Origin of the sequence: Pseudomonas sp. FP198, from assembly GCF_030687895.1 — a bacterium.
Classification (GTDB): domain Bacteria; phylum Pseudomonadota; class Gammaproteobacteria; order Pseudomonadales; family Pseudomonadaceae; genus Aquipseudomonas.
On record NZ_CP117452.1, the window covers coordinates 5715260 to 5741328 of the forward strand.

The following is a 26069-nucleotide window of genomic DNA, read 5'->3' on the forward strand; positions in this document are numbered from 1 at the left end:
GTCTTGAGGCAGACTTCCCAGGGTGATTCCAAATTGATCAGGCAGCGTTCACGCTATCGCTTACTCGACCGTGTTTTCAGGATTTTGTTTCCAGCCCTCGTGCTTTTGTTACTCAACGGTTGTTCCAGCCTCGGTTACTACAGCCAGCTCGCCAGTGGGCAGATACGACTGCTGCAAGCTCGAGAGCCGATCGACCGGGTCATCGCCGACTCCGCCCGTGACCCCAAATTGCGCGCGCATCTGGCCCAGGCGCGCGAAGCCCGGACGTTCGCCAGCGCCCACCTGCACTTGCCCGACAACCAAAGCTATCGCCTGTACGCGGACATTGGCCGTCCCTTCGTCGTCTGGAATGTCTTCGCCACCGCGGAATTTTCCCTGGCCCCGCAAACCCACTGCTTCCCCATTGCCGGTTGTGTGGCGTATCGCGGCTACTACAGCCAGAGTGCCGCCCGAGGCGAGGCTGCGATGCAGCGCTTGCGCGGCATGGATGTCTCGATTGGTGGCGTAGAGGCTTATTCGACGCTGGGCTGGTTCAATGACCCGATCCTCAGTTCGATGCTGCACTGGGGCGACGAGCGCTTGGCGACACTGATCTTTCACGAACTGGCGCACCAGCGCGTCTACGTAAAGGACGACACCGAATTCAATGAATCCTTCGCCACCTTCGTCGAGCAGGAAGGCACCCGCCAATGGCGCGCCCATCGCGGCCTGGCGCCGGACAACGGCAACCAGGGGCGCCAGCGCGAGCAGTTCATCCAACTGATCCTCGACACCCGCCAGCGGCTCGAAGCCCTTTACGCCCGCCCCCTGCCGGCCGAGCCGATGCGCCAGCGCAAGGCTGCGGAATTCGAACGCCTGCGTGCCGACTACGAGCACATGCGCGACACCCAATGGGCCGGCGACAAACGCTACGACGCCTGGGTCTACGCGCCACTGAATAACGCCCGGTTGCTGCCCTTCGGCCTGTATGACCAGTGGGTGCCGGCGTTTGCGACGTTGTTCAGGCGTGAGGGCGAAGATTGGGTCAGGTTTTATGTCGCCGTGGAGAAGCTTGGTCGGTTGGCGGTGGATGAGCGAAAGGCAGCGTTGAAAGCATTGGCAGCGTCGCCAACGGGGAGCCTTCTCACCACCAGGACGAGCCACCTGCCATCAGCGCCCGCAACTGCGTCGCACTGATGCTGCGCCGCGCAGGATCAAGGGCCAGCGCTGTGCGCAATGCTGTCCAATAACGCCTGGGCAAGTTGCGCGGAGCCTTGAGCTCACGCTCCAGCCCGGTATCGCGAGCGTGGGTTGAAGGTAGACGCCGATATGGGTGTCTGCCGCTCGCCAGTTCGTACAGCACGCAAGCCAGGCTATAGAGATCGGTGCATGCGGACAGGGGGCTTCCTTCCAGCAATTCTGGGGCGGCGTAGGCCGGCGTCCAGGCGTCGAGACGTTGGCGGTTCAGCGAAGGCAAGCCTTTCAAGGGGCCCTCCTCAGTCAGGCCCAGGCCGAAGTCAAACAAACGCACACCTTCTGCACTCAGCATGACATTGCTCGGTTTGATGTCACCATGCACTACGCCTCGGCCATGGGTATGTGCGATGGCGTCAAGCAGTGGAATTGCGATCGGTTTCAACTCGGGCCAGGGCAAACCGAGGGGGGATTCGCAGAGTAACTTGTCCAGGGTCAAGCCGCGCATCAGCTCCATTGTGATGAAAACCCGTCGCTGGGCAGCGTCGACTTCAAACGTGTATGGGCGCAGCACATTCGGATGGCTCAAGCGCCGGCTCAGGGCAAACTCGCTATAAAGCAGCGCACCCGCGTCCGGGGCATCACCGAGTTCCTCGCTGAGCATTTTTATCGCAACGTAAGGATCCGGATCGCCGTACTGTTCATGGAGGAGGTCGCGGGCCCGATAGACCACCCCCATGCCACCGGCACCAAGCAGTCGTTCGAGACAATAGCGACCGGCAAGTATCTTAGGCATTTCGCCAATGCAGCGCTGACTCGATGGCAAAGCAGACGACACACCGGAGGCGGAACAGATGAGACTATCCTCATCGCCGTCTGGGGCACCTGAAGTTGTGGCGGGACCGTTCACCTACGTATCACCACCGCCGTCAGGTTGTCCCTCGCCCGACCGCTCAAAGCTCCTGCGAAAAGATGTTCCAATGCTCTGCTCGGGGAAGCCAGGCTCATCGCATCACCGAGCGCTTTTCCACCGAGGTCCTGATACAAACCGTCGCTGCACAACAAAAACGTATCACCGTAATGAACGTCCAACTCCAGGATTCCCAGCGTCAGTTCGTGCGAGGCGCCTACTGCGCGGGTCAGAGCTTTCGCCGCGGGGTGAGCATCTGCCTCCTCGAGACTGGCCTGATGCTCGTCGATCAGTTGCTGGCGCAGGGAATGATCCTTGGACAATTGATACAGTTGCCGATCACGCCATAGGTAGCAGCGGCTGTCGCCAGCCCAGATACAAGCGGCACGATTGCCTTCCAGTAACAGCACCACGACGGTGCTTCCCATGATGCCGAGCGGATTTTCAGCAGTAACTGTCAATTCCTGACTCAGTCTTCGGTTGGTCCAGCGCAGGCACTGGCGCACCGCCCTCGAACGCTCATCGATATCTCGATGAATGGGCAGCTCCGCGAGGTTGGCAACTACCAGTTGGCTGGCCATATCGCCACCCGAATGGCCGCCCATTCCGTCGGCAACGGCCCAGATTCCCTGCTCTGGACACTCCAGGTAGGCATCCTCGTTACGCGAGCGAACCTTGCCGGGATCGGTACGCGCAGCGCTGCGCCACCTGCCGAAGTGAAGCATCAGAGCTGTACCGGCATCCGGAAGGTACGCAAGGTGCTCATGTCGAAAGGGTTCGGCGTGCGCTGGCTCATCAATAGATAGTTGGCCCGCAGACCACCGAGATCAGCCTTGAGCACACGCACATCGCGACCGACCAGGTATTCCATCTGCATCAAGTCGAATAAACGAAACAGCGACCAGGGCCCGGTGCTCTTCTCGATGCCAACCCCCTGCCCGCCGACAATCCTGTCCAGTACCAAGGCCGCTCGACCATCCTGCGCCTCGATTGGCCAGGTGAAAGCGACAGGCTGTATCGGCCCATGCCGGTACTCCAGCGTCTGGTCGCCCAGGCGTAATTCGGATCGGCTGACCGCCGGGTCGAGCGTGTAGGGTTCGAGCTTGAATTGGACTTTAGGCTCGACAGGATCTTCCGCAAAGAAGCTTTGGCGAATGGTATGTGTCGTTGCCATTTGCTCCAGATAGGCCCTGGACATGGGCAGGCTCTGGCCATCGACACTGCGCAGACGGTAGTGCCCCGAATGACCACTGACGAACGGCCGCATGTAACGCTCGAAGAACCGATCGACAATGCCTTGGTCTTTGAAAAACTCCCGGAAGTCATTGATCGCGACATCGCTGGCGCTGTGGGCATTGAACGGATACCGCTTGTTGATTGCCTTTGCGTAGAACGTGTAGAGCTCGCTCTGGTAGCGCTGGTTCAGGTATCGATATGAATCATCGAGCACCAGGCGCCAGCTATCTTCTGCAAGCCCGTTGAGCCATCCACTGAGCGGGCGCGGCAAGCGTGTCGACGCGCTACGCAAATTGCTCAGCGCATCTTGCTGAACACCCATGCGATGTCTCGCCAATTCGAAGGCGGCCTGCTCCGGTGCACTCGCGCGGGTCAGAGTGGCCAACTGCGAGTCGACGTCATCAAGAGCGCGCAACGCCAGGGTCAGGTCGCCTGCGGGGCCACCTTCAGCGTCCAGCAGACGGTGCAGTGGCTCAAAACGCCGTTGTAAGGATTTCTGCCCGACTTCCGGCAGCCTCGCTGCCACGGAGGTGGCGGCTTTGCCAGCGAGGGCGACCGTATGCAAAACGGTACTGCTGCTGTTCCCGGTCGTTTGCGTCGCTTCATCCATACGTTCGGCAATGCCTTGGATGCGCGTGTGCTCACGCACCTGCACCAGCAATTGCACCAGAGGCGAATACGCCGACGTCAGCTCTGCCAATTGCCCGGCGGCTTCACTGGTGCTATCAGCCCTTCGCAAGCTGACCCGCCCGATCGCCTCGCTCCAGCGTTCGGCATAGTCACGAAAGTACAATTGCTCCAGTTCGCTCATGAGACGACGCATGTCCATGCCGCTGGGATTCGCACCTTCGCCCAGCACCCAATTGTCCTGTAGCAGTCCGGTAATCAGCGTCGTGCCTTGGACTGAAAAGTACTGCTCATAACCTTGACGGGTATAGAAGCCCGGAATGATCTGGTCAGTGCCGACCAGCAACGCACCCTGCGGGCCCAGATGTTGGCTGAGACTGTATGGCGGCAGCGGGTTGGCCTGCTCGCGAAGCATTCGGTAAACGACGTCCGCCAGGGACTCACCGCGCAGGATTTTCCGCGCCTGGGCCACCAATGACTCGTCCACTTCATAGGCGAGCGGCAGGTCCAATAGACGCTCGAAGTGAGTATTCAAGCCGTTCTGTAACGCTGGATTGCCGGGATAACGCAGCGACCAATCGCGGGCAAGCCGATCCTTGAGCCATGCCGCTTCGCGTCGCTCGGGCCTGGCCAGCATCAAATACGCGCGCAGACTGTTGAGCAAACGTTCACGGTCGCCCAGGTTGCCCTGAATATGCTCCTCAAGCATTTTCGCAACCCGAGGCAGGAGTTGCGATTGCAATTCGTGTTCATAGGCGCCAACCACCACGGGGCTGGTTGCATCCCCCTGATATAAACGAATGCGTTCATGCAGTGGCACCGCTTTTTCCGGCGCAAAGACCTGAGTGGCATCGAAGCGGACATCAAGCGAGTCGAGCAGCGCAATCGAGTCGTCGCTGGCCACCGGCGCCAGGCGCAGTTGTTCCCAACGCTGGCCCAACATCCACAAATGTTCCAGACGTTCGTGGTTGGCCGAAAAACCCTGTGCCCACAGCAGCCCGAACAATCCAACGGGCGCCATTGCTGCGAAATAAACCATACGCTGGTTCCAACGGATACGCCTATGTTCGCTCCGCCCCAAGCGGGCCAGATCGGCTTCGGGAAAAATGACCCGCGTCAGCAAGTGGTGGATAAATCGGGAGTTGATACCTTCGCGAGAGGACCGCGAAAGCTCGCGGCGAGTGCCAGGGCTCGCATCGCCGGGGCTCGCAGCCGCAGCGCCAGGCCGCAAGGCGCAGGTCAAGTAAAAGCCCCGAATTGGCGAGGCCTTGCCACTGGAGACTTGCTCGAGCAGCAGACAGAGATGTGCGCCCATCTGCGCCAGTTGCTGGGGAAAATCCAGGATGAGACCACGACGTCCCGCATCTCGCTCCTGATGCAGACGCGTGAGCAACTGACTGTTGAGCCTGTGCAGTAGCGACTCGAATTCGGTTCGCGACACGGTCACATCGTTACCGTGCGGGCCCCGACCAAAACTGGCGCCCAGCACCTGGTCGCTCTCCTCCCGGGTCATCGAGTCGAAGAATTCGTTAAAGCCAGGCACGTAGTCCGCCTTGCTCAGCACGAGGTAGACCGGCAAGTCGGCGCGCAGTTGGCGCTGGATATCCTGCAGACGGGCCCGGATATGACTGGCAAGCCGGGTAACCTCATCCTCGCTTCCCAGCAGCACCTCGACAGGCACCGTCAACAGCACGCCATTCAATGGACAATGACGGCGACGCTTGCGCAGCCATTCGAGCAACCCGCTCCAGGCATCAGCATCGACATCTGGATCCGCCTGGGTCAAGTAGCGTCCCGGCGTATCGACCAGCACAGCCTGTTGGGCAAAATACCAATCGCAATGTTGTGTACCGCAAGCGTCTTCCGAGGGATTACGCTCAAACCTGTCGAACGCAAATTCGAGACCCGAGCAGGCCAGCAGGCTGGTCTTTCCGCTGGCAGCAGGGCCCATCACCAAATACCAGGGTAAATCATCACGCCAGTACTTGCCGTAGCCGGAATACAGGCTTGAGGTCTTTAACGTTTCCAACGCCTTCTTGAAGCGCGAGCGTAGCTCGCGGCGCTGATCGTCGATCCTGGTCCGACTGCAAGTACGTGGCGAATTGGCGTCGGTTTTCTTCTCGCTTTCCGAGACGCGCTCAGAGTAGAAAACCATGCCCAGTCCCCACGCCAGAAACATCACGCTGATCGTCAGCAGACGTGCCGTCGGGCTCGCCCAGAACTTGTAATCGGCAACAGCCAGCAACGGTCCGACAAACCACACCAGCAATCCGATAAAAAGCACCCAGGACAGCGTCCAGACCCAAGTCCGACGCCACCAGGCGCCCATTTTCCTGAAAAGCGATTTCATGATACGTCCCTGTTCTACGGCAGCGGCTGAGCGATAACCGGCTCTGGCAATTGATAGGGTTGCAATGCGCTTTGGCGTTGCTCCTGCAGGACCCAGGCGAAGCCCGAATACATCGCTCCCAGACTGACCAGTGCGAAGACCATCACCATCCAGGCGGGGACAATGCGCATCGGGGCGCGGCGAGGAGCAACAAAACCGTCCCCAACATGGGAAAACTGCCGAGGGGGGTCGCCGCGAACGTGCCGGATCGCCCGGTAGAGAGCATCGCGCACGCCTTCGAGCTCAAATCCGCCACGGGCATGCATTCCATATTTGCCTTCAAAGCCCAGGGACAGGCACAGGTATGAGAGTTCAAGCATATGCAAATGCTTTACGGGGTCTTTCGATAAGCGATCAAGCAACTGGAAAACTTTTTCGCCGCCGAAAGTCTCGTTGTGAAAACTGCTCAGCAGGCTGATTTGTGACCAGTTGCTTCCCTGCCCCCCAGGCGCAGCCACCACCGCTTCATCGAGCACCGTGCATAACACATAGCGGGCGGCGATCAGCTGGCTTTCCACCACGTTCAACCTCAATGCATGGGCTTCGAAATCTTTCAAGTCGAGGGCCAGCTCCTGTTTGAGCATGTTCAGATCCCCGCGATCGCGGCCCTGCCTGAGCAGCACCACCTGGGATAACAGCCCGGACGCTGCCGTCACCAACGGATTGAGGCTGGCAACGAACATTTGCGAATGCGGTTGACGAGCGGCATAGATCATCCGCTCGTGCAGATGTTCTACACGCGGCGACGGCGTCACGGCATCGGTCAAAGGACCCGAGGCCGGACGCTTCCCCTCAGCATCGAGCAGAACGGTTGTTTCGTCCTGAGGACTTTCCATATCCATTTCGGTCAGTTCCTGATCGCCCAAAAATTCAGTTCAAGCTCGGAAAACTCTCCAGACACATGGAAGGCAAAGCCAGCTGAGCGCTTCACTTGAGCTAAATCTTCAGCGCTGGGTTCGAGGATGAAATAGGCTTTGTTGGCATGGAACGCAATCTGCCGCGGCACCACGGGTAGCGGCCTGATCCTGATGCCCGGCAGATGCAGATTGACCAATTGGCGAATCTGCTCGACCGAACCGATCTTCAGATGCGATGGCAAGCGACGGCGCAGCTCTTCACCGTCACAGTCGGCGCTCGCGGCCAATACAAATGAGGCCGAGTCCAACAGCGAAAGATCGTTCACTTGAGAAACAAGGATGCCGTACTGGCGAGCCTGCAATTGCAGTTCGATGGCGTGCTGCTCAAGTACCATCGAGAGTACTTGACGGATTGCCTGCATCAGGCTTCGGAAGCACTCGCCCTGGTTGCTGTGCTGATACCGATTGTCGAGGGGCGGTCGCTTGCTGTCAGTGGAAAATGTCGCCAACTCCCCCAGCAGGGCCAACAGCATCCGGTAAAGCGTTTCGGGTTGAGCCAGCTCCAGTTCCAGCTGATGCCGCAGCAACAGCTCGGTGCGGTTGATCAACTGCAACATCATGAAATCGCCGACTTGTGCCCCGCCCGACTTTCCGTAGGATCGAATTCGCTCGGCGAGGCTCTCGCCCCGGTGGCCCAGCATGCCGATCACTTCCTTGAGACACGACAACAGGTAAGCGGACGACTTGACCTGGATAAACGTAGGCACGAAATCCGAATCGAGCGTGATCGCACCGTCGGGCGTGGTATCCAGCACTTCACAGAGTTTCAGTTTCACAAAAACCTGATCACCCTGCTGCTCACCCAGCAGAAGACGAAAATCCAGGCGGCCACAGCTGATCTGGCTGCTGGAGGAATCCGCAGCGTTTGAATCAGACACTTGTGCGTCATAGGTGATGTAGCGCGCCAGCACATCCGACTGCTCCGGACGACGAGACTCGATGTGATTGCCCGTTACGAGTGGCAGCGCGAGGTAGATCGGCGTATTGCAGATATTGGACGGGACTTCCAGGACGAGCGGTTCAGCGCTGCCGTCCAGCTCGAACAAGCTACCGTCCGGGAGGACACCGGAGGCTCTGTTGACAACCAGTCGTCCCATGTTGAGGAACTGCGCATCGATTTCCAGCGCGAGGAAGCCCCAGGTGTAGCCGCTCAATAGCCGCGTGCGGACCTTCAACTGGTGATCGAAATAGCGGTCGTTGTGCTGCAGATGCTGCGGCCGTAGCAGCATGCCTTCCTGCCAGATGACTTTATCGTGATTCATCGATCACCCACCCTGCCGGCTTTCCAAGACGAGTGGCGATCCCATCCTGATCAAGCGTCAGGCTCGCTTCAGTCACTCGCCCTGCAATGATTGGCAGCGTGTAGCGCCACTTTGCTTGCGGCAGATCACGGTATGCCGCGAGTATGCCGACATAACGACCGCCCCCTGCAATGTCGAGCCGGAGCCTGACGGTTTCGCCGGGACGCAACTCCAGCTCTTCACTGGCGATCAGGTCAGGTGAAAGGGTTTCCCTGGCACGCTCGTAGAGGCTGAAGAAGTCCGCGTTCTCAAAAGCCACTGGATGCTTGAGCTCAAGCAAGCGCACCACCACGGGAGATGGCCGTCCGTTGAGATCCGGGTTGAGCTGATTGCCGGCGATCAGGGTGAGGTTGAGCTTGGTCATCGTCGAAAACGGTGACAGCGAGGCGCAGCCGGTCATGAGCGTCGAGGTTACGAACGCCAACATCAAAGGCTTGAATAAAGGCATGGTGCTGCGAGACATGTACGTCATCCATGAGAGTCGTTTTGCAGGGTGGAAATCAGGCGAACCTGCTCCTCATAAGCCTTGGCGAAATCCCGGGCCAGCAGTCGCTCGGTCCAGTCGTCGTCCAGGCAAAGCGCCTGGTGATAACGACCATATGCTCGCCAGTAGCGACCAGGTGTGCTGATCAACAGTCGCTGCTCTCGTTCCAGTCGAAGGATCAATTGCCGAGGTGAAAAATGTTCCAGCGTTGCGCGCAAGGTGGCGCGACTGGCGGCAAGCAAGGCCACTTGATGAGCCTGAAGATCGCTGAATGCGCTAGCGATGGCATCGGTCGCCGACAACATCCCTGGCGATCTCGGCTGCAACAACATCTGCAAGGCGTCATCGGTGTACTTCAATGGGTTTTTCCGGTCGCGTTGAACCTGCGTCGGCGCCAGGCGCAATTCGCTTTTCAACTCCCTACGGGTTCGCACGCTCTGTTGCAGCCCTTGAATGCTTTGCTGGAACAACCGAGCAACATCAATCGCCAGGGCCTCCCGGCCTTCGTTGTCCAGATTGTCGAGTTCCATCCCCAGCGCAACGCCGAAGCGTTTCCAGAAATCCTGGCTTACCAGCGCAGCGGGTTCTGGCGACAGGTGTAGCTCGGGTTCGCCCGGTGCTTCGACCAGTTCAGGAAGCAGAAGGCTCTCCGTATCCACACGTCCATGGTCCGGGCAACTGGACCCGAACGTGGCCGCCGCACCGGGGTTGATCAGCTCATCAATCCCACAGCAAGCCCGTTCCTGTTGATCCAGGGTTTTCAGCGGATCAAGATTGAAAAACGCGTCGTCCGGTATGAAGCCTTCGACCGGTACCGAACGGCAGGGGTCTGCAACGCGGCTTGCCGCCCTCTCTACCAGCCGCGCCTGGACAGTGCAGTCGCCCATCACATACACATCCCCATCCTCGATGTGCACCGGCTGCCCCTTGGGTAATCGCATGCCGCTTTTACGGTTGGATATGCCGTTGCCGCTGGTATCGGTCAGAAAAAACATGCCCTCCTCGAAACTCACCCGTGCGTGACGCTTGGACAGGAGGCGCTCGCAGTCCGGAATGGTCCAGTCGCAATCATCCCCTCGCCCAATCACACCGCCGGCCGGCCCGAAGATCTTCCGGCAGAGATCCGGGGTGATGAACTGCCTGGCAGTGAGCATTTCTAAAACGAGTTCCATCGACAACGCTCCTTGTGTTCACTGGCCACGACTGACCGCTTGCGGATCACCTAACGGGCGATAATCTTTATCGTCGAATTTATAATTGCCGCTGCAGGCGCCAAGGCCGAACAACACGATGAAAACAAGCAGAACGGTCTGACAGGCACGAACAGGCATCCAGAGCCTCCGGAGACTTGAATAGATGGGAGCCAATGAGGGAGTGGGATTCATGCTTCAACATCCCGACGGCTGATTTTCAGCCGGTGCATCCGATAGATCAGTGTCCGACGGGGCAAGCCGAGCTCACAGGCAGTGAGCGTCTGGTTACCGAGGTTCTTGCGCAGGCAATCAATTACCAGGCTGCGCTCGATTTGCTCCATCCGTTCACGCAGGCTAACGCGGCCCTCTTCGGACAGATCCTTGATGTGCAGGGAAAAATGCTCTTCCAGCAGTTCGGCGCCATCGCACAGCAGTACGGCTCTTTCCACGATGCCTTTGAGCTCGCGTACGTTGCCTGGAAAATCATAGGCCGCCAGGTGAACCAGCGCTGCGTCGGACCAGCGCGGAACGTCTCGTTGCAGGAGTGCGCAGGCCTTGTCAGTGAAGTGTCGCGCCAGTTCAATGATGTCGGGGCCGCGCTGACGTAGCGCGGGCAACTGGATCGGAAACTGTGCGAGGCGGTAATACAAGTCTTCGCGAAACTTGCCCTCGTTCATCAACTGCTTCAGGTCCCGATGGGTAGCGGCGATGATGCGCACATCGATCTTGTGGGTATGGTTGGACCCCAGCGGACGAATCTCGCCTTCCTGCAATACCCGTAGCAGCTTGGACTGGAGAGACAACGGCATGTCACCGATTTCATCGAGCAACAACGTGCCTCTGTCAGCCGCATCGAACAGCCCGGGGCGATCCCGATCGGCACCCGTGAAAGCCCCCTTGCGATAACCGAACAACTCGCTTTCCAGCAAATGCTCGGGAACCGCGGCACAGTTCTGGACAATGAATGCCTCCGTGCGGCGCGGGCCATGATCATGAAGGGCCTGGGCAACCACTTCCTTGCCAGTCCCGGTCTCGCCACACAACAGCACGGTGTATGGGCTGTTGATTACCTTGCTGACCAATAGGCAGGTCTGACGCATCGCGTCGCTCTTGCCGATCAAACCATAGCGGTTGGCACTTGGCAGAGTAATCGTAACTTGCCGGAGGCCGTCGGCAGGAAGTTGCCTGCACTGCAGCAGGTGTATCTGCCTGAGCGCAAACATCCCCAGATGCCCGAAGGACTCAGCGAACCCCTTCAAGTCGAGATGCTTGACGCTGGCGCAGAGCAACAGTCCGGCGGTGGCGCCTTGCATGTCGACAAGCGGCACGCAGAGCAGTGATTGCCAAGGCGCGGCACGAACCGGCAAGAACCGCGTATCGTGCAAGCTGTCACTCAACGCGCCCAGGCATACCACACGATTCTGGCGCAGGACGTACTGCAACAGTTGTTCATCGTTATAGTCGCAGGACACGCTTGCCCGATCAGGAAATTGCAGCTGCTCTTCGAGACATTCGGCGTACATTTCCAACCGGGCGTGCGTGGTATCCAGAAGGTATAGTTGCGCCACCTCACACGTACTGAGCCGTGCGATGCCCCTGATGAAATCCCCGAGCAGTGACACGTCGTCACCAGATCGCGACAGGGTTGAAAACTCGGCCAAAAGGGCTTCTGCATAAGCCAGCGGCTGCGGTACCAGCGTGAACATTGCGCTCATCAAGTGAACTCGCACACTACGCTGGCTTGATCATCAAGCGTGGCGTGTACATGCCGCAGCTGTTCATTGTTAGCCATCGCCGTGAGCAAGCGGTCGGCCAATCGCGGCATCAGATGAAGATCGAGCAAGTGATCGATAAGCCGCGCGCCGCTGTCGCTGCGGTCACAACGCTCGACCAACTGGTCCACAAGCTGCGCGCAATAAGTGAATCCCAACTGACGACGTTTCAGCCGCTCGCCCAAGCGAGCCATTTTTATCTCCACAAGCTCACGCAACACCGCACCACTTACCGGGAAGTACGGCACCACGCACATCCGCGCCAATAGTGCAGGTTTGAAATGCTGACTGAGCAATGGACGGATAGCTTCTTCGAGGTGTTCGGCGCTTGGCCGCGCGTTGTTTTGGCACAATTGACTGATGCATTCACTGCCCAGGTTCGACGTCATCAGAATCAGCGTGTTGCGAAAATCGATCTCGCGTCCTTCGCCGTCATTGGCCAGGCCCTTGTCGAAAATCTGATAGAACAGATTCAGCACATCCGGATCAGCTTTCTCAACCTCGTCGAGCAACACAACAGAATAGGGCTTATGCCTGACGGCTTCGGTGAGCATGCCGCCCTCGCCGAACCCGACATAACCCGGTGGCGCGCCGATCAGTCGGGAAACGGTATGTTTCTCCTGGAACTCGCCCATGTTGAGCGTCGTGATAAAACGGTCTCCGCCGTATAGCAAATCCGCCAGGGCCAACGCCGTTTCGGTCTTGCCGACACCGCTCGGGCCCACCAGCAAAAACACACCCGCAGGAGCATCGACTTTGTTCAAGCCAGCCGCGGCCGCCCGCATCGCGCGATCAAGGGCCTGCACGGCTGGTTCCTGCCCCTTGATGCGCGCGCGCAAGTCATCCGCGAAACGGGTGATCCTGCTGCTGTGCTCGCATGCCAGCTGCGACAACGGCACGCCAGTCCATGCGTTGATTACTTCAGCTACCAGGCGTGGACACACTTCAAAGCTGACCAGGCGCTCATCGGCCTGGGCGATTAGCAGCGCATGGTGGGTTTCGTCTAACGCCGCTTCCAGCGTCTCGACCTCCATGACCTGCGACCCATCCTCCCGCGCCCCGACCAATTGCTGGCGTAGTGTTAACAGGCGTTCGGCAAGCACTCGTTGCTCGATCCAACGAGACTCCAGAACCTGGCGCTTTTCTTCAACAGCTTCCAGGTTCACCTCAAGCGTCGCCAATGCCTGGTGATCGATCGGCAACCCGGCCTGTGCATCACGACACAAGGCCTGACGTTGTCGCTCGCCTTCGGCCAGTTCTCCACGCAGGCGCTCAAGGCTTCGCGGCGCTGCAGCCAGGCTGATACGCACCCGAGCACAGGCGGTATCCAGCACATCGACGGCCTTGTCCGGCAATTGACGACCGGCCAGATAGCGAGCTGACAACCGCGCCGCGGCGACCACCGCATCATCACGCAGATAGATGCCATGACTCTGCTCATAAACCCGGGCCAACCCACGCAGGATTGTCACCGCATCACTGACGGTCGGCTCGTGTAGTTGCACCGGCTGGAAACGACGTGCGAGGGCCGCGTCGTTTTCGAAGTATTTCTTGTACTCGGCCCATGTCGTGGCCGCGATTGTGCGCAATTCACCTCGGGCCAGCGCCGGCTTGAGCAGGTTGGCCGCGTCTGAACCGCCAGCGCTCCCACCTGCGCCGACCAATGCATGGGCCTCGTCAATGAACAGAATAATGGGAGTGGATGAAGACTTTACGCCGTCGATCACCCCTTTGAGGCGACGTTCGAATTCCCCTTTGATGCTGGCTCCGGCCTGCAGTAGCCCCATGTCCAGCGAAAGGATCTGCACCCCTTCAAGCTCTGACGGCACTTCCCCTGCGGCGATGCGCAACGCCAGCCCCTCGACGATGGCAGTCTTGCCGACCCCGGCTTCACCGACAACGATCGGATTGTTCTTGCGGCGGCGCGAAAGGATATCGACCATCTGCCGGATTTCGCCGTCCCGGCATAGCACCGGATCAAGCTTGCCGTCACGAGCCTGCCGGGTCAGGTTATGAGTGAAGCGCTCGAGTAACGAATCGCCAGGCAGGGACGGTGGGCTGTCTTTCGTCTGGGCCTGTAGGGACAGGGTGAAATCCATCAGCCGCTCGATGCTCAACCGGGCGAGCAACGGCTGGTACCGAGTGCCGGCATGACGAATGGGGTTGCGTAACATGGCCAGGATCAACGCGGCCTCGGTGACGCTGCCTTGACCTAGCTCGAGATTCGCCACCAACAATGCATCCTGCAGCCATTGCACCAGCTCAGGGGCAAATACCGGATTACGTGAAGCGCCGTGTTCAGCCCGAGGTTGAAGAACCGCGCTCAACTGGCCTGGACTTATTCCGACATCCCGCAAGGCACGTACAAGCAAGCTCTGGCTACGTTCCAGCAGGCCCAGCAACAAATCATCCACCAGAATCCTGTCTGCGCCACGATCCGCACATCGCTGCGCCGAGCGCTCCAGATCGCCCCGGGTATCTGCGTCCAGCGCTTGGATAAGTTGCTGAAGATCCACATTGATCATTTCACTCGTTCCTGATGAATGCTGCTGCCGAGGGACACCACGCCGTCGGCGTGTTCAAGCCCAAGCCAACTGGTCCATCCCAGGCGGCAAGTGTTCTGCTCTCCGATACGCAGCTCATGTATTTCCTGCTGGCGCAAGACCAGGCGAATGTCATATTCGAGGGGATCACGCAGGGTGAAGCGCACCAGTGTGCAAAGAGGCTGGTAGCCAACACCGATTGGCAGAAATTCGTGCAGACGTTGCCAGTCCAGTTCGCGAATATGGATCCGGAACTTGCCGTTGCGATCACGAACCCGTTCGCCCAGCACAAGGTCTTCGCTCAACAGGCTATTGGCGCCTCCAAGTCGATTGCGCTGCTCGGCGAGAATCTCGACCCGGCGCTCTACGCACTGTTCCAGGCTTAGCTCGGCGTGCTTGAAGTAATAACGCAACACCGCTTCGATCAAGGCGGCCGAATGGGCTCGGAGACTCAACAGGCCCAGGTAGGGCAGCAGGCGTTTCCAGTTCAGTTGAGTAGCCTTGCGAATTTCTTCGCCTCCCAGACCGATCAGCGCGAACAGTTGCTCCGAAAACGGGTCCCGAGCACCAGTCTGGAAACTCTGGTAGTAACGATATTTGCGCCATATCGGCAGCATCAACCGCTGGAGGCGATGGTGGAACACGTCGAGGAACTGGCGAGTCGGATTGCCATCGCCGTCTCCCAACGCCTGCTCGCCATAAAACGCCGGTACCGGTGATCCTGTTCCCACCAGGCCGATCAGGTTGATACTCAGGCGAGCCCGCACCTGCCCATGCTCCTGGAAAAATTCCACGCGCTCGATATCACTGGCCGGAAACCCCAGGCTCGGATTGGCCTGGAACTCCAACTGGTCATACAGTGCTTCGTCATCCAGCCCGGGATGGGCGCCGCGCAGCCGCTCGATCACCAGTAAGATCGCCTGGAACAACGAATACTCGCGTATACCTCTCGTCAGCGCGTTCATAGAAGCGGCTGCTGGCCCATACGGGGTGTCCATTGGTACACCTCTCCCTGCGTACTGTTTACCCGCAACTGGTGATACGAGTTGAGGCTGGCGTAGAGCGCGAAAAACTCGTTGAGGACGGACGCGAAGACGTACAAATCACCTTCGCCGATATAGCCCTGAGGATCGATCGTCAGCTCTGTACATATGCCGCGAACGGGCAAGCCGTGATGCAGTCGATCAACATGGTGGTGTTCAATCGCCTTCAGGCCGCTCAGCAGAAGCTTGCTGACCTTTTCGGTCTGTTCGTCGTGGTAACGCGGAAAGTCGTAGGTTTCGAGTATTACCTTCAGCGCATTGACGTCCACCAGCGACAGGTAGTTGAGCGACATGTTGCTGATGAGCTTCCAGAGGAAGTCACGATCCAACGGAGGCGCGTAACTCGGCGTAACCGGACCGATGTTGCGGAAACCAAGCGACGCCGGGCTCTTGTCGCCCGGTTGATTGATATCACCCGGATTGAGCTGGCGCGGCAGGTTCCGATTGGTACACATCAACTCGATCGACAGCGTCTCGTGGGTCGGACTGGGCCGGACGCCGAATCCCAGGCAAGTGTCAAAGCCACCGTGAAGCAACGAAGGCCGTTGGCGAACGCTGTAATAACCGCGATTGCCAGGTACGTCGAAACTGGAATCGTGTTCGAAGGATTCGAAAGGCACGTAGGCCTGGTAACCCAGCCCACCGGGGTTCCAGCCAGTAACGCTCTCGACGGAAAACACGCCGCAGTGTTCAGGGTCGTATCGGGCCGGCAAGAGCAGGTATTCATCCTGCTTCCCATCCAGGCGAATCGGCTGCGCGTCGTGTTTGAACAGATTGACGATAGGCGTGCAATAAAGCTTCACGTTATCCAGCGTCGGACGTAACCGCTGATTACCGCTCTTGCCTATGTCGAAACGCAGGTCCAGCCCTCGCATCTGTTTCAGGATGTCTTGCGGCAACGTGTTGAGTACATCGAGGCCATTGACGTCGATGAACAGGAATTTTTCCTGGAACGCGAAATATTCTTGCAGGTAGCGATAGCCGCGAAAGGTATTCAACGGATAAGGGACCAGCGCGTGCTCGTCGGCGAACCCCACCGGCCGGACTTGGCTGGCGGCGATCCTGAACGTCATGGGATCACCATTCGCAGCGGTTACGGGACCGCCGTCACCGCCCAACGGGATCAGCTCGACATGTTCCAGGTTGCGCATCAGATTGAGGTAGAGCATCTGGCTGATATAACGCTCGCCGGTCAGATGCAGGCGCAAACGGCTTAGCTGTAATTCTCCCAGGTGGCCATCGCAAGTCATCTGCAGACGCAGGCTCAATAACGAGCCGTTTCCCTTTACCGAGTAACCGAGCCCAGTCAGGTCCAGCGCCAATACCTCGGTCGGGTAACAGGTTCGAAAACGACAGATCACCTCCTTGATCGGCTTGCTCTCCACCGGCGTATCGCGCTCGACCTGCAATGCGGGGCCAGCCCGTTGTAGCGGATCAAACTGCAAGATACCGAAGGACGGTAGCGGCCTCATGTAGTTGGGCCAAAGCAGTTGCATCAACGAATGGCTCAACTCCGGCAGTTCGTCATCGAGCTTCTGGCGCAAACGCCCTGTCAGGAACGCGACGCCCTCCAGCAACCGTTCAACATCAGGGTCGCGCCCAGCCTGGCCGAGGAACGGTGCCAGCGCAGGATTGCGCTCGGCAAAGCGCTGGCCCAACTGGCGAAGCGCGCTCAACTCGCTCTGGTAGTACTGATTGAATGACATATCTATCCTTGAATGACCTTGATCTGGCCATTGCCGTCCAGGCATGCGAAGAAACTCACCGCTCCCCTGAAGCCTTCCACCTCCAGAAAGGCGTCAATGCGAAAAGACAGGCGGAGCTGGTCGGCATCATTGGGCGCTGAAACGACACAGACATTCCTCAGACGCGGCTCGTAAGCCTCGATAGATGCCTGGATCGCACGACAGACCTGACCACGGGCGTCGTGCAAACTCAGCCGCATATCATTGAGGTCGGGCAATCCGTAATCGGCTGCGGTTTCCTGCTGAGCCCGCAACACCTTGTGGGCATCCCTTTCGTTTTCGATCGGGGCACCGGAAGCGAGCAGTTGGGTAGCGGCTTGTTTTACTTGAGCCACCATCGTCCCGACAGATCCAGGCTGCGGCTGGCCACTGGTCACACGCTGGATCATGCCCTTGAGGCGTCGGCACAGCGGCAATAACAGAGGCGCGTCATCGCCGAGATGAGTGGTGAAGACGGCATCAAGGTCTTCAAGTTGTTCTGCCAGATGACGGAACAACGGCAGTTGCTTGCCTATCGCGACATCTTCACTTAACGCCTGCTCCAGGCGAGGCACCAACCAATGAAAACTGGCGGCACGGGTTCGGGTCTTGACCGGGTGGAGCTCAAGCCAATGGTTCTTACACAGATGTCGTAAAAGCCCGAGGCCGGCTAGCAACCCTTGGAAGGACTCACGCTGGTACAACGCCCAGGTCAGCCAGGCGGCCACTCGCAAATCTTTTGACTGGGTACGCAGCAGGGCTTCACTTTTTTCCAGGATCTTCAGCCAGCCTGAGTGCCGGAGGCGAGCATATCGTAATCGGCCATGGCGGCATTTTCAGCAGTAGCGCAATCCAATTGGGCGGCGCCCCGCTTCCCGGTGTACGTGCTGCAGCATTCGATCCAGGGTCGATCGACCCGTTGGCTACGCTGCTCAACCTGCCGCCCACGCTTGCGCCTACCCAACGCGCCCTCATGACAACCAGCAAGGTCGCCGGAGCGGATTTCTGCCCCCTTTGCGAAGCCTGCCGCGAGGGCGCATGCCCGACGGAGACCATTGCCGCATGAACGATACCCAACCTCGTCAGTGGCTGCTTGAACACCTCCGCCTCGGCCATGCCCTGTGTGTGATCCTCGATGCAGACGGCGAACAACCGATGCTCCAGGCACTGATCAAAAACAGTCGACCCGATCAATACCTGAGCTTCTTCAGCAAAACCCTGATTGCCGATCTCAGTGAGGTCGGGCCATTTGTCTTCACCCTAGATAACCCCAACGATAAAAATCTCCAAGAGTTGCTCAATCGACCGGACAGTCATTGGGGTTGGCTCGCCAGCCTCCCCAAGGGCCATCTCCCCCAGTTGGTCGGACACTGGCGCGAGCGATTGATTGCCGGGGAGCGTCCTCATCAAGCGGTGTATCGCTTCCACGACAACCGGGTGTTGGCCCGGGCGCTTGCGTATCTGCCAGTCGAAGCGCATGCCGCCTATCTCGGTCCGGCCAATAGCGTGTGCTATTGGCAAGGTGAGCGCTGGGAACACATCGACAACTCCTCCCCCGGGATACATCCGGTGCCGGAGGTGCCGCTTTGGTTGCAAGTCCCCATATACGTGATGAGCTGGAGGAGCAATACAGGGGCACCTTCAGCAAGGCGGGTGAGAGCACCTTCCACGGCCAATGCCAGTGGCTGTTCCGCACCTCGGGGGCCAAACGACGCATCGTGAAAATCCTCGATTGCAAAAAAACCAACCCAAAGGGCGAGGTTGGAAATGGTCGGCCTTTTTCGGCGTTCACGCTTGATCAACTGCCGGGGAAAACGGTGAGGATGAAGATCAAGTTGGCAAGCGAGGAAAGACCCGCCATTGGCGATACATGGGTAAAAGTGCCGAACGGTTGGAAACGCTGCATGGGCCGTAATTTCGAAGACCACTACGCCTTCTGTTACGGCAACTACAAGGATTTCAGCGGTTTCCACATGCCGGACGGACAGCGCTGCAGCATCTATCCGGGCTGCACTGAATAAGGAAGTTATTGCATGACATTATCTACAACGGGATTGGAGTTGCACCTAAGCGGTCGTATTCTCGCCTGTCCTGCGGGGGGACGATGGAGCAGCTTTCAGCTGGTTGATGAGTTTGGCTCTGGAGAGCCTTACGCGTGGCTGGCTTATGAGGTCATCGATTCGGAAGGACAAACGTACCGTGGCAATCTCGATCTCGCGGGCGTCGGTCAGGTCAACAATCATTTTGCCGGACCGATTGCTTTGTTTTTTGACCAAGACCATGACGGCACCGAAGATGAATATTCAATTCTACAAACAAGACCGCACTACCCGCTCAAAGTCACCGAACTCCAAGTCCGCGCCGAACAAACCCGCTACCTGAACGACAACGCCACCAGCACCCGAGAGAACCCCGCCCAAGCCTGCGCCGGTCAGTTCTTCCAGGTGGAGGTGCGCGACCTGGTCAAGCATGTCACCCACCTGCCACCGCGGGTGTACCGGCATTACCCACCCAACCAGGGGCCGGCGCGGCTAATGGGGGAGTTTGGCAAGACTGGCGTAGCGTTGATGCCTCAATTGCATACCGTGCTGGAGGTACGCCCGCTGCGGGCCTTGCGGCCCTTACTGTCTACTACTCCGGCATTCTGCGCGCTCAACCTGTACCAACTGGCACTCATGGCGACCCTGAGTTACTGCCCCTTCGGCCAGAAGCCCGGCGAGGCTCCGATACACTCACCGGTGAGCTTTCCCGAGCAACCGAGCGTGGGCAACTGGTTCGGCGATGCGTTGGCCAAGTCCGAGGAGCTTTGGAAGGTTGACCCGGGACAGGTAAAAATTCACTACCCCTTGTATGAGGATGTGCCCTACTCCAAGCGACTGGAAATCGTCCCGTTCGACCCTGCGCTTTATCCTATGAACAATCCGGAACTGGGTGTGAAGCAGGAGCATCCCGCCAAGGTCCATTTTCTCGATGACACTGCAAAAGAAGAAAGCACCGATACCCAAGCCTTTATCACTCACAACGACGAAGTAATCCTGATTGCAGTGCGCGGCACAGCGCAGATGCTTGCCGATGGCCTGCGTGACGCCGACGCGCTCCAGGTTCCCTTTGAGGAAGGTGGCGGCAAGGTGCACCAGGGGTTTTACGGAGCAGCCAAAAAAGCTGCTGCCTTCGTAATTGATTACCTGGAAAGGTTCTATGCCGGTCAGGAACTGCTGATCTGTGGCCACAGCCTGGGCGGCGCCGTGGCATTGCTGCTTGCAGAAATGCTACGTCTGAGGGAAGGATTCAGCTACGACATCCAACTCTACACCTACGGTGCCCCTCGCGCCGCCGACGCCGCCTTCGTCGAAAATGCCGCCCCTCTGGTGCACTACCGCATGGTCAATCACAACGACCCGATACCCAGCGTACCGGGCAGTTGGATGGACACCAAGGCGAGTGTCTATGGCACGGGTTTCGCGCTGATGTTCGCCAACGTGCCGGCCGGCTTTTCAGTGTTCGTGGCCGGCATCTACAACTGGACGGGCGAGTCCTATGAACACCACGGCACCTTGCGCCATTTCTTGCCCGTAGAGTTCGGTCGTCAGGAGCGGTCGTCGATCCTCTGGACGCCAGGCTGCGACACCCTCACGCAACATGCCGCTTGCGAGCTGGCCTTGGAGCAGAGACGTGGCCTGCCGGACCGGGCGAAGTTCACCGCCCAGCTCTTTCAGGCCGGTAACCACCTCATGACCTCCAGTTATCTTCCTGCGTGCTGGGCAACCCTGCGCCGCTGGCAGGAAGCGTTGGAGTCGAAGGGCCCTCTGGTGACACAGCGTGAATACGAATGCATCGAAAACGCGCTGGAACAGATCACTCGGCAGTTGCGTAACGAAAGCAGACAGTTGATCGGGCGTCCCGATGGCTACGAGCGCACCCACCAACCGATCATTGATGCCCTCGCCCGTGAGGTCGACAAGGTGCACGCCACACGTGCTCGCCTGAGAGGGCTGCACACCACGTTAGTCAGCGACCAAGACGTTTACGGCAGCCTGTCCGAACACCCTGAGCGACTGGCGCAACACCTGACCCGCTGGCAAGCGCATCCGGAAAACCGCGTGGCTGAACAACTGGCCATGGCGCCTGCGGCCGGCACCGATATCGAGCTGGTCCATGGTGCTCATGGGTACGTCATCGGTAAGCCTTATACGCTGGATATCGATGCGATCATTTGACAAAAAAGTCCTTGGCGAAAGCGACAGGAAGCGCCTGCCGTGGTTAACATACGACCCGCCGATTGCCTCATGAAATCGAAGCTGGTCAGACGCCTTGGCGTAGCCTTGATCAGCGAGCCATCACCCACAGGGAAGGGGCGCAATGGAAGGCTTCATATTGCTTGAAACCACAGCTGTCGAACGCTCCGCGCGCATGAGCCCGCGGCATGTCTGATGCGCTCTGGGCCGCCCGCCTGGGCGACGCGCTGGACCACACGTCAATGATGGCCGATATACTTGGCGGCGTACTGGAGGTGGCGGCGAATATTGCGATCACCGCCCTGGCGACCGCCGCGGTGGTCGCGGCCACGGGCATTACCGTGGTTACCGGCGGGCTGGGCTGCTTCGTGCTCGGCCTGGTGGTGGGCACCGTGGTTGGCCTGGCGATGAGCAAGACCGGAGCCGACAAGGGCCTGAGCAATATATGCGAGGGCATCGGCAACGCCCTTTTTCCGCCCACGGTGCAGGCCAACATCCTCACCGGCTCCGACGATACCTTCACTAACAACATTCGCGCGGCCCGTGCGGCCGGGGCAATCGAGTCTCACGTTGCCGCCGCCGGTACGGAGCTCGAAGCCCCTGAGCCTGAAGAAGAGTCCAGCTACCTGGACATGGCGGGGGAATTCTTTTCGCAGATGTGGCGCCCCAGCGTCGCCACGCCCGCGCCGGGCGCGGTGCCCAAGCCGGAAGACCTGGTGCTGTGCACCAAGCACCCGCCAATGCCACCGCAGTTCATGGCCGAGGGCTCGGACAAGGTCACCATCAACGGCCAGCCCGCCGTGCGCAGCGGCGACCGAAGTACTTGCGATGCCAAGGTCGTGTCGTCCGGGCTGATTTCGCCCAACGTCACCATTGGTGGTGGCTCGGTGGTGGTGCGCGAGATCCGCAGCGGCAAGACGCCGGGCGTGGGGCTGGCGGTCACGGCACTGCTGATGCTCAAGGGCGGCAAGGGCAAGTTCTTCAGCAAGTTGCCCTGCATGCTGGTGGGCGGCGCGGCGTCCATGGTCGCGAGCAGCGCGGCCAATGCCGCGGCCAGCGCCGCCATGGGCTCGTCGAACCCGGTGCATGCTGCCACCGGGGCCAAGGTGCTGGGCGGCGATGCAGAACTGGACTTCGTGTTGCCTGGCATCCTGCCGATTGACTGGCAGCGTTTCTACAACAGCCGTGACGAACGCCGCGACGGATTGTTCGGCGCCGGCTGGAGCGTTTCCTACGAGGTTCAGGTCGACATCCTGCCGCACCCCGACGGCGGCGAGACCCTGCTGTATACCGACGAACAGGCCCGCCCCATCGACATGGGCTCGATCCCGTTGGGCGGCGCGGTGTTCAGCCCCGGCGAGGGCCTCGCGGTGCGGCGCCATGTGAGCGGGCAACTGCTGATCGAAAGCGACGACGGCTTGTACCGTTTGTTCGAACCGACGCCTGGAAACTCATCGCGGCTGCGCTTGAGCCAGTTGGGTGACCGCAACGACAATCGCATCCATCTCGACTATGACGAAGCAGGCCGGCTGGTGCGGCTGCGCGATACGTTTGATGTGCTCCAGGTCGAGCTGACTCGCGAAAACGAACGCGTCAGCCGGATCGAACGCCTCTACCCCGACCAGCAGCGCGAAGTGCTGGTCAGCTACGCCTACGATGCGGCGGGCAATCTCACCGCAGTGCGCGACGCTGGCGGCCAGGTGCAGCGGCGGTTCAGCTACGACGCCGGGCAGCGGATGGTCGAACATCAACTGCCTGCCGGCCTGCGCTGCTTCTACGAATGGGCCTTGATCGAAAACCAAGAGTGGCGCGTGGTCCGCCACTGGACTGACGAAGGCGACGCCTACCAGTTCGACTACGACCTCACGGCCGGCATAACGCGCATCACCGACAGCCTGCAACGCATCAGCATCCGGCATTGGAACAGCCAGCACCAGATCACCCGGTTCGCCGACAATCTCGGCCAGACCTGGTTGTTCGAGTGGAACGACGAACGCCAGTTGCTCAGCGCCACCGACCCTCAAGGCGGCCAGTACCATTTCAGTTACGACGAGACCGGCAACCTGATCGGCGAAACCGACCCACTGGGCCGCAGCGAGTCTACCCTCTGGCTCGAGCATTGGGCGCTGCCACTGGTGGAAACCGATGCCGCCGGCAACAGCTGGAAATACCGCTACGATCAGCGCGGCAACTGCGTCGCCGAAACCGACCCACTGGGCCATATCACCCGCTACCGCTACGACACCCACGGCCAGGTGGTGGAAATCATCGACGCCACCGGCAAGCGCAAGAAGCTGCGCTGGAACCCGTTCGGGCAACTGGTGGAACACATCGACTGCTCGGGCTACCCGACGCGTTTCAGTTATGACCCGCGCGGCTATCTGCAAACCATCACCGACGCCCTCGGCGAGCGCACCCGATTCAGTTACGACGCCCAAGGGCGGCTGCTCGGCAGCCAATTGCCGGATGGTCGCACCGAGCACTACCAGCGCGACAGCGCCGGCCAGCTCACCGGCCACACCGACCCAGCCGGGCACACCACGCATTACCAGCACAACCGCCGCGGCCAGGTGCGCCAACGCATCGACGCCCAGGGCCGGCAGGTGCAGTTTGCCTACGACAGCTTCGCCCGGCTGCAAGCGCTGATCAACGAGAACGGCGAAAGCTATCGGTTCGCCTGGGATGCCGCGGATCGGCTGGTCGAACAGCAGGACCTGGATGGCAGCGCCAAGCGCTACGCCTATGACCAGCTGGATAACGTTGCGCGGGTGACGGCCATTCCTGCGGCTCATGGCAGCGGCCTGGCGCAGGTTCCCGAAACATCACCGGCGCCTGTCGTCCATCGTCTGGAGCGCGACGCCGCGGGTCGGTTGATCGCCAAGGTCACCGACGATGGCCGCACCGAATATACCTATGATCCGCTGGACCAGCTCACCGCCGTTACCTTCAATGACCTGCAAGGCGCCGCGCAGACCCTGAGTTTCGCCTACGATGCCCTCGGTCAGATGCTCGCCGAAAACAGCGCCGCTGGCAGCCTGCAGCATCACTACGACGAACTCGGCAACCTGATCCAGAGCCAACTGCCCGACGGCCGCTGGGTCAATCGGCTGTACTACGGCAGCGGTCACCTGCACCAGATCAACCTCGACGGCCAGGTCATCAGCGATTTCGAACGCGACCGCCTGCATCGTGAGGTGCTGCGCACCCAAGGGCAGATCAGCACCCGCAGCGAATACGACCGCAGCGGCCGTCTGCGCGCCCGTCAACGTCGCCCCAGCAGCCACCCCGCGCTGTTGCCGGCGGCGGTGCAGAAACACTTTGAATACGACCCCGCCGACAACCTGATCGGCAAGCTCGACCAGCAACCCGCCACGCAGCAGCGCCAGTTGCTGCACTACGACGCCACCGGTCGCATCATCGCCAGCCAGGACAGCCTGCACGGCCAGCGTGAAACCTTTGCCTACGACGCCGCCGCCAACCTGCTGGACGGCCCGGCGCCAGGCGCCGGGCTGGTGGTGCACAACAAGCTGCTGACCTATCAGGATAAGCGCTACCGCTACGACGCTTTCGGCCGGCTGATCGAAAAACGCAGCGCCACCCGCGGCCTGCAACACTTCGCCTACGATGCCGAAAGCCGTTTGATCGAAGTGCGCAACGACAACGGCAGCGTAGTCAGGATGACTTACGACCCACTGGGCCGACGTATCGGAAAAGCCGAGCACGACAGCCACGGCTACCCGCTGGGCGAAACCCGCTTCACCTGGGACGGGCTGCGCCTGCTGCAGGAACATCGCCACCAGCAAACCAGCCTCTATCTCTACGAAGACGATGGCTACGAGCCGCTGGCCCGCGTCGACGGCAGCGGCCCGCTGCAAAAGATCCGCTACTACCACAACGACCTCAACGGCTTGCCGGAACAACTTACCGAAGCCGATGGACACAACGTCTGGCAAGGCCACGTATCGGGTATGGGGCAACACGCTTGAGGAGGTTCGCGAACCGTATTACATCGAAGAGCAGAACCTGCGGTTCCAGGGGCAATACCTGGACCGGGAAACCGGGCTGCATTTCAATACGTTCAGGTTTTATGATCCAGACGTGGGGCGATTTACCACGCCGGATCCGATTGGTCTGGAAGGTGGCTTCAATCTTTACCTTTATGCCCCCAACCCTTACGGCTGGCTGGACCCACAAGGATTGAAAGCCTGCGGGCCCACCCGGACACGGCATGTACCGAATCGGCACATCAGGCGGCACAACAACACCAACAAAAGCAAATTCTCCGTCAAGGATAAGGTCAAACTTCAGGCTAAGAGCAAGTACAGGAAACCCAGTCAATACAAGAAACTGGAGGACAGGACCATTCGAGATCCAAGTCGAACCGTCGTACAGAACGACGGCCGGATACGTTACGAACGCGATTACGACCGGGTCATAGGGACCCGAGGCGAAAAAGGCCACGTAACCATTTACGATCCGAAGAAAAACAAGATCATCACGTCTTACCCTTCTGACTTCTAGA

The 26069-nt window shown here is 59.6% G+C and carries 16 protein-coding genes and 3 pseudogenes; 5 read left to right on the forward strand and 14 right to left on the reverse strand.

The window, feature by feature from the left end; translation table 11 throughout:
* Positions 1–33: 33 nt before the first annotated feature.
* Positions 34–1176, forward strand: a complete 1143-nt coding sequence (locus PSH78_RS25905; RefSeq protein ID WP_305501408.1) for an aminopeptidase — start codon at positions 34–36, stop codon at positions 1174–1176.
* Here PSH78_RS25905 and PSH78_RS25910 read toward each other — a convergent pair.
* The 14 genes and pseudogenes from PSH78_RS25910 to PSH78_RS25975 form a co-directional block, all read right to left on the reverse strand.
* On the reverse strand, positions 1124–2029 hold the full coding sequence (locus PSH78_RS25910; RefSeq protein ID WP_305501410.1) for a serine/threonine-protein kinase: 906 nt from the start codon (positions 2027–2029) through the stop codon (positions 1124–1126). The two genes, PSH78_RS25905 and PSH78_RS25910, sit on opposite strands and share 53 nt — an antisense overlap.
* A gap of 50 nt (positions 2030–2079) precedes the next feature.
* A complete protein-coding gene (locus PSH78_RS25915) occupies positions 2080–2808 on the reverse strand; it encodes a PP2C family serine/threonine-protein phosphatase (protein WP_305497659.1) in 729 nt (242 codons plus the stop codon).
* Positions 2808–6296 (reverse strand): type VI secretion system membrane subunit TssM, encoded by a 3489-nt coding sequence (gene tssM, locus PSH78_RS25920; protein ID WP_305497660.1) that lies wholly within the window; start codon positions 6294–6296, stop codon positions 2808–2810. The genes PSH78_RS25915 and tssM overlap by 1 nt, the downstream gene beginning before the upstream one ends.
* A 14-nt stretch (positions 6297–6310) precedes the next feature.
* The gene (gene icmH, locus PSH78_RS25925) at positions 6311–7177 is read right to left on the reverse strand and encodes a type IVB secretion system protein IcmH/DotU (RefSeq protein WP_305497661.1); all 867 of its coding nucleotides are present in this window, start codon (positions 7175–7177) and stop codon (positions 6311–6313) included.
* A 5-nt stretch (positions 7178–7182) separates the two neighbouring features.
* On the reverse strand, positions 7183–8514 hold the full coding sequence (tssK, locus tag PSH78_RS25930; RefSeq protein WP_305497662.1) for a type VI secretion system baseplate subunit TssK: 1332 nt from the start codon (positions 8512–8514) through the stop codon (positions 7183–7185).
* Entirely contained in the window at positions 8501–9016 is a 516-nt protein-coding gene (gene tssJ / locus PSH78_RS25935; protein WP_305497663.1) for a type VI secretion system lipoprotein TssJ, read from the reverse strand. Before tssJ ends, tssK begins: the two co-directional genes overlap by 14 nt.
* A gap of 5 nt (positions 9017–9021) precedes the next feature.
* Entirely contained in the window at positions 9022–10209 is a 1188-nt protein-coding gene (gene tagH, locus PSH78_RS25940; RefSeq protein WP_305497664.1) for a type VI secretion system-associated FHA domain protein TagH, read from the reverse strand.
* Between the two features lie 18 nt (positions 10210–10227).
* A complete protein-coding gene (locus tag PSH78_RS25945; protein WP_305497665.1) occupies positions 10228–10368 on the reverse strand; it encodes a type VI secretion protein in 141 nt (46 codons plus the stop codon).
* A gap of 50 nt (positions 10369–10418) precedes the next feature.
* Positions 10419–11936: a sigma-54-dependent Fis family transcriptional regulator gene (locus PSH78_RS25950; RefSeq protein ID WP_305501412.1), complete on the reverse strand. Its 1518-nt coding sequence runs from the start codon at positions 11934–11936 to the stop codon at positions 10419–10421.
* 8 nt (positions 11937–11944) lie between these two features.
* Positions 11945–14527 (reverse strand): type VI secretion system ATPase TssH, encoded by a 2583-nt coding sequence (tssH, locus tag PSH78_RS25955; protein ID WP_305497666.1) that lies wholly within the window; start codon positions 14525–14527, stop codon positions 11945–11947.
* Positions 14524–15543 (reverse strand): type VI secretion system baseplate subunit TssG, encoded by a 1020-nt coding sequence (gene tssG, locus PSH78_RS25960; protein ID WP_305497667.1) that lies wholly within the window; start codon positions 15541–15543, stop codon positions 14524–14526. Before tssG ends, tssH begins: the two co-directional genes overlap by 4 nt.
* Complete coding sequence (tssF, locus tag PSH78_RS25965) at positions 15507–17294, reverse strand: type VI secretion system baseplate subunit TssF (RefSeq protein ID WP_305497668.1); 1788 nt, start codon at positions 17292–17294, stop codon at positions 15507–15509. The genes tssG and tssF overlap by 37 nt, the downstream gene beginning before the upstream one ends.
* A 2-nt stretch (positions 17295–17296) precedes the next feature.
* Positions 17297–17722 (reverse strand): type VI secretion system baseplate subunit TssE, encoded by a 426-nt coding sequence (gene tssE / locus PSH78_RS25970; protein WP_370871144.1) that lies wholly within the window; start codon positions 17720–17722, stop codon positions 17297–17299.
* A 222-nt stretch (positions 17723–17944) separates the two neighbouring features.
* A pseudogene (locus PSH78_RS25975) lies at positions 17945–18046 on the reverse strand (type VI secretion system ImpA family N-terminal domain-containing protein); the annotation flags it as partial.
* A 328-nt stretch (positions 18047–18374) separates the two neighbouring features.
* On the opposite strand from PSH78_RS25975, the gene PSH78_RS25980 reads away from it, so the two are divergent.
* From PSH78_RS25980 to PSH78_RS25995, 4 genes and pseudogenes are all read left to right on the forward strand, one after another.
* A complete protein-coding gene (locus tag PSH78_RS25980) occupies positions 18375–19034 on the forward strand; it encodes a DUF4123 domain-containing protein (protein ID WP_305497669.1) in 660 nt (219 codons plus the stop codon).
* A pseudogene (locus PSH78_RS25985) lies at positions 18917–19333 on the forward strand (hypothetical protein); the annotation flags it as partial. The gene PSH78_RS25980 and the pseudogene PSH78_RS25985, both read left to right, overlap by 118 nt.
* Before the next feature lie 12 nt (positions 19334–19345).
* Positions 19346–21529, forward strand: a complete 2184-nt coding sequence (locus tag PSH78_RS25990) for a lipase family protein (RefSeq protein ID WP_305497670.1) — start codon at positions 19346–19348, stop codon at positions 21527–21529.
* 206 nt (positions 21530–21735) lie between these two features.
* A pseudogene (locus tag PSH78_RS25995) lies at positions 21736–26068 on the forward strand (RHS repeat-associated core domain-containing protein).
* Position 26069 lies beyond the last annotated feature (1 nt).

Bases quoted from the DNA above. Each gene is read 5' to 3' on its own strand.
- PSH78_RS25915 (WP_305497659.1), bottom strand. From the start codon at position 2,808: ATGCTTCACTTCGGCAGGTGGCGCAGCGCTGCGCGTACCGATCCCGGC.
- tssM (WP_305497660.1), bottom strand. From the start codon at position 6,296: ATGAAATCGCTTTTCAGGAAAATGGGCGCCTGGTGGCGTCGGACTTGG.
- icmH (WP_305497661.1), bottom strand. From the start codon at position 7,177: ATGGATATGGAAAGTCCTCAGGACGAAACAACCGTTCTGCTCGATGCT.
- tssK (WP_305497662.1), bottom strand. From the start codon at position 8,514: ATGAATCACGATAAAGTCATCTGGCAGGAAGGCATGCTGCTACGGCCG.
- tssJ (WP_305497663.1), bottom strand. From the start codon at position 9,016: ATGTCTCGCAGCACCATGCCTTTATTCAAGCCTTTGATGTTGGCGTTC.
- tagH (WP_305497664.1), bottom strand. From the start codon at position 10,209: ATGGAACTCGTTTTAGAAATGCTCACTGCCAGGCAGTTCATCACCCCG.
- PSH78_RS25945 (WP_305497665.1), bottom strand. From the start codon at position 10,368: ATGCCTGTTCGTGCCTGTCAGACCGTTCTGCTTGTTTTCATCGTGTTG.
- PSH78_RS25950 (WP_305501412.1), bottom strand. From the start codon at position 11,936: ATGTTCACGCTGGTACCGCAGCCGCTGGCTTATGCAGAAGCCCTTTTG.
- tssH (WP_305497666.1), bottom strand. From the start codon at position 14,527: ATGATCAATGTGGATCTTCAGCAACTTATCCAAGCGCTGGACGCAGAT.
- tssG (WP_305497667.1), bottom strand. From the start codon at position 15,543: ATGGACACCCCGTATGGGCCAGCAGCCGCTTCTATGAACGCGCTGACG.
- tssF (WP_305497668.1), bottom strand. From the start codon at position 17,294: ATGTCATTCAATCAGTACTACCAGAGCGAGTTGAGCGCGCTTCGCCAG.
- tssE (WP_370871144.1), bottom strand. From the start codon at position 17,722: ATGATCCAGCGTGTGACCAGTGGCCAGCCGCAGCCTGGATCTGTCGGG.
- PSH78_RS25980 (WP_305497669.1), top strand. From the start codon at position 18,375: ATGAACGATACCCAACCTCGTCAGTGGCTGCTTGAACACCTCCGCCTC.
- PSH78_RS25990 (WP_305497670.1), top strand. From the start codon at position 19,346: ATGACATTATCTACAACGGGATTGGAGTTGCACCTAAGCGGTCGTATT.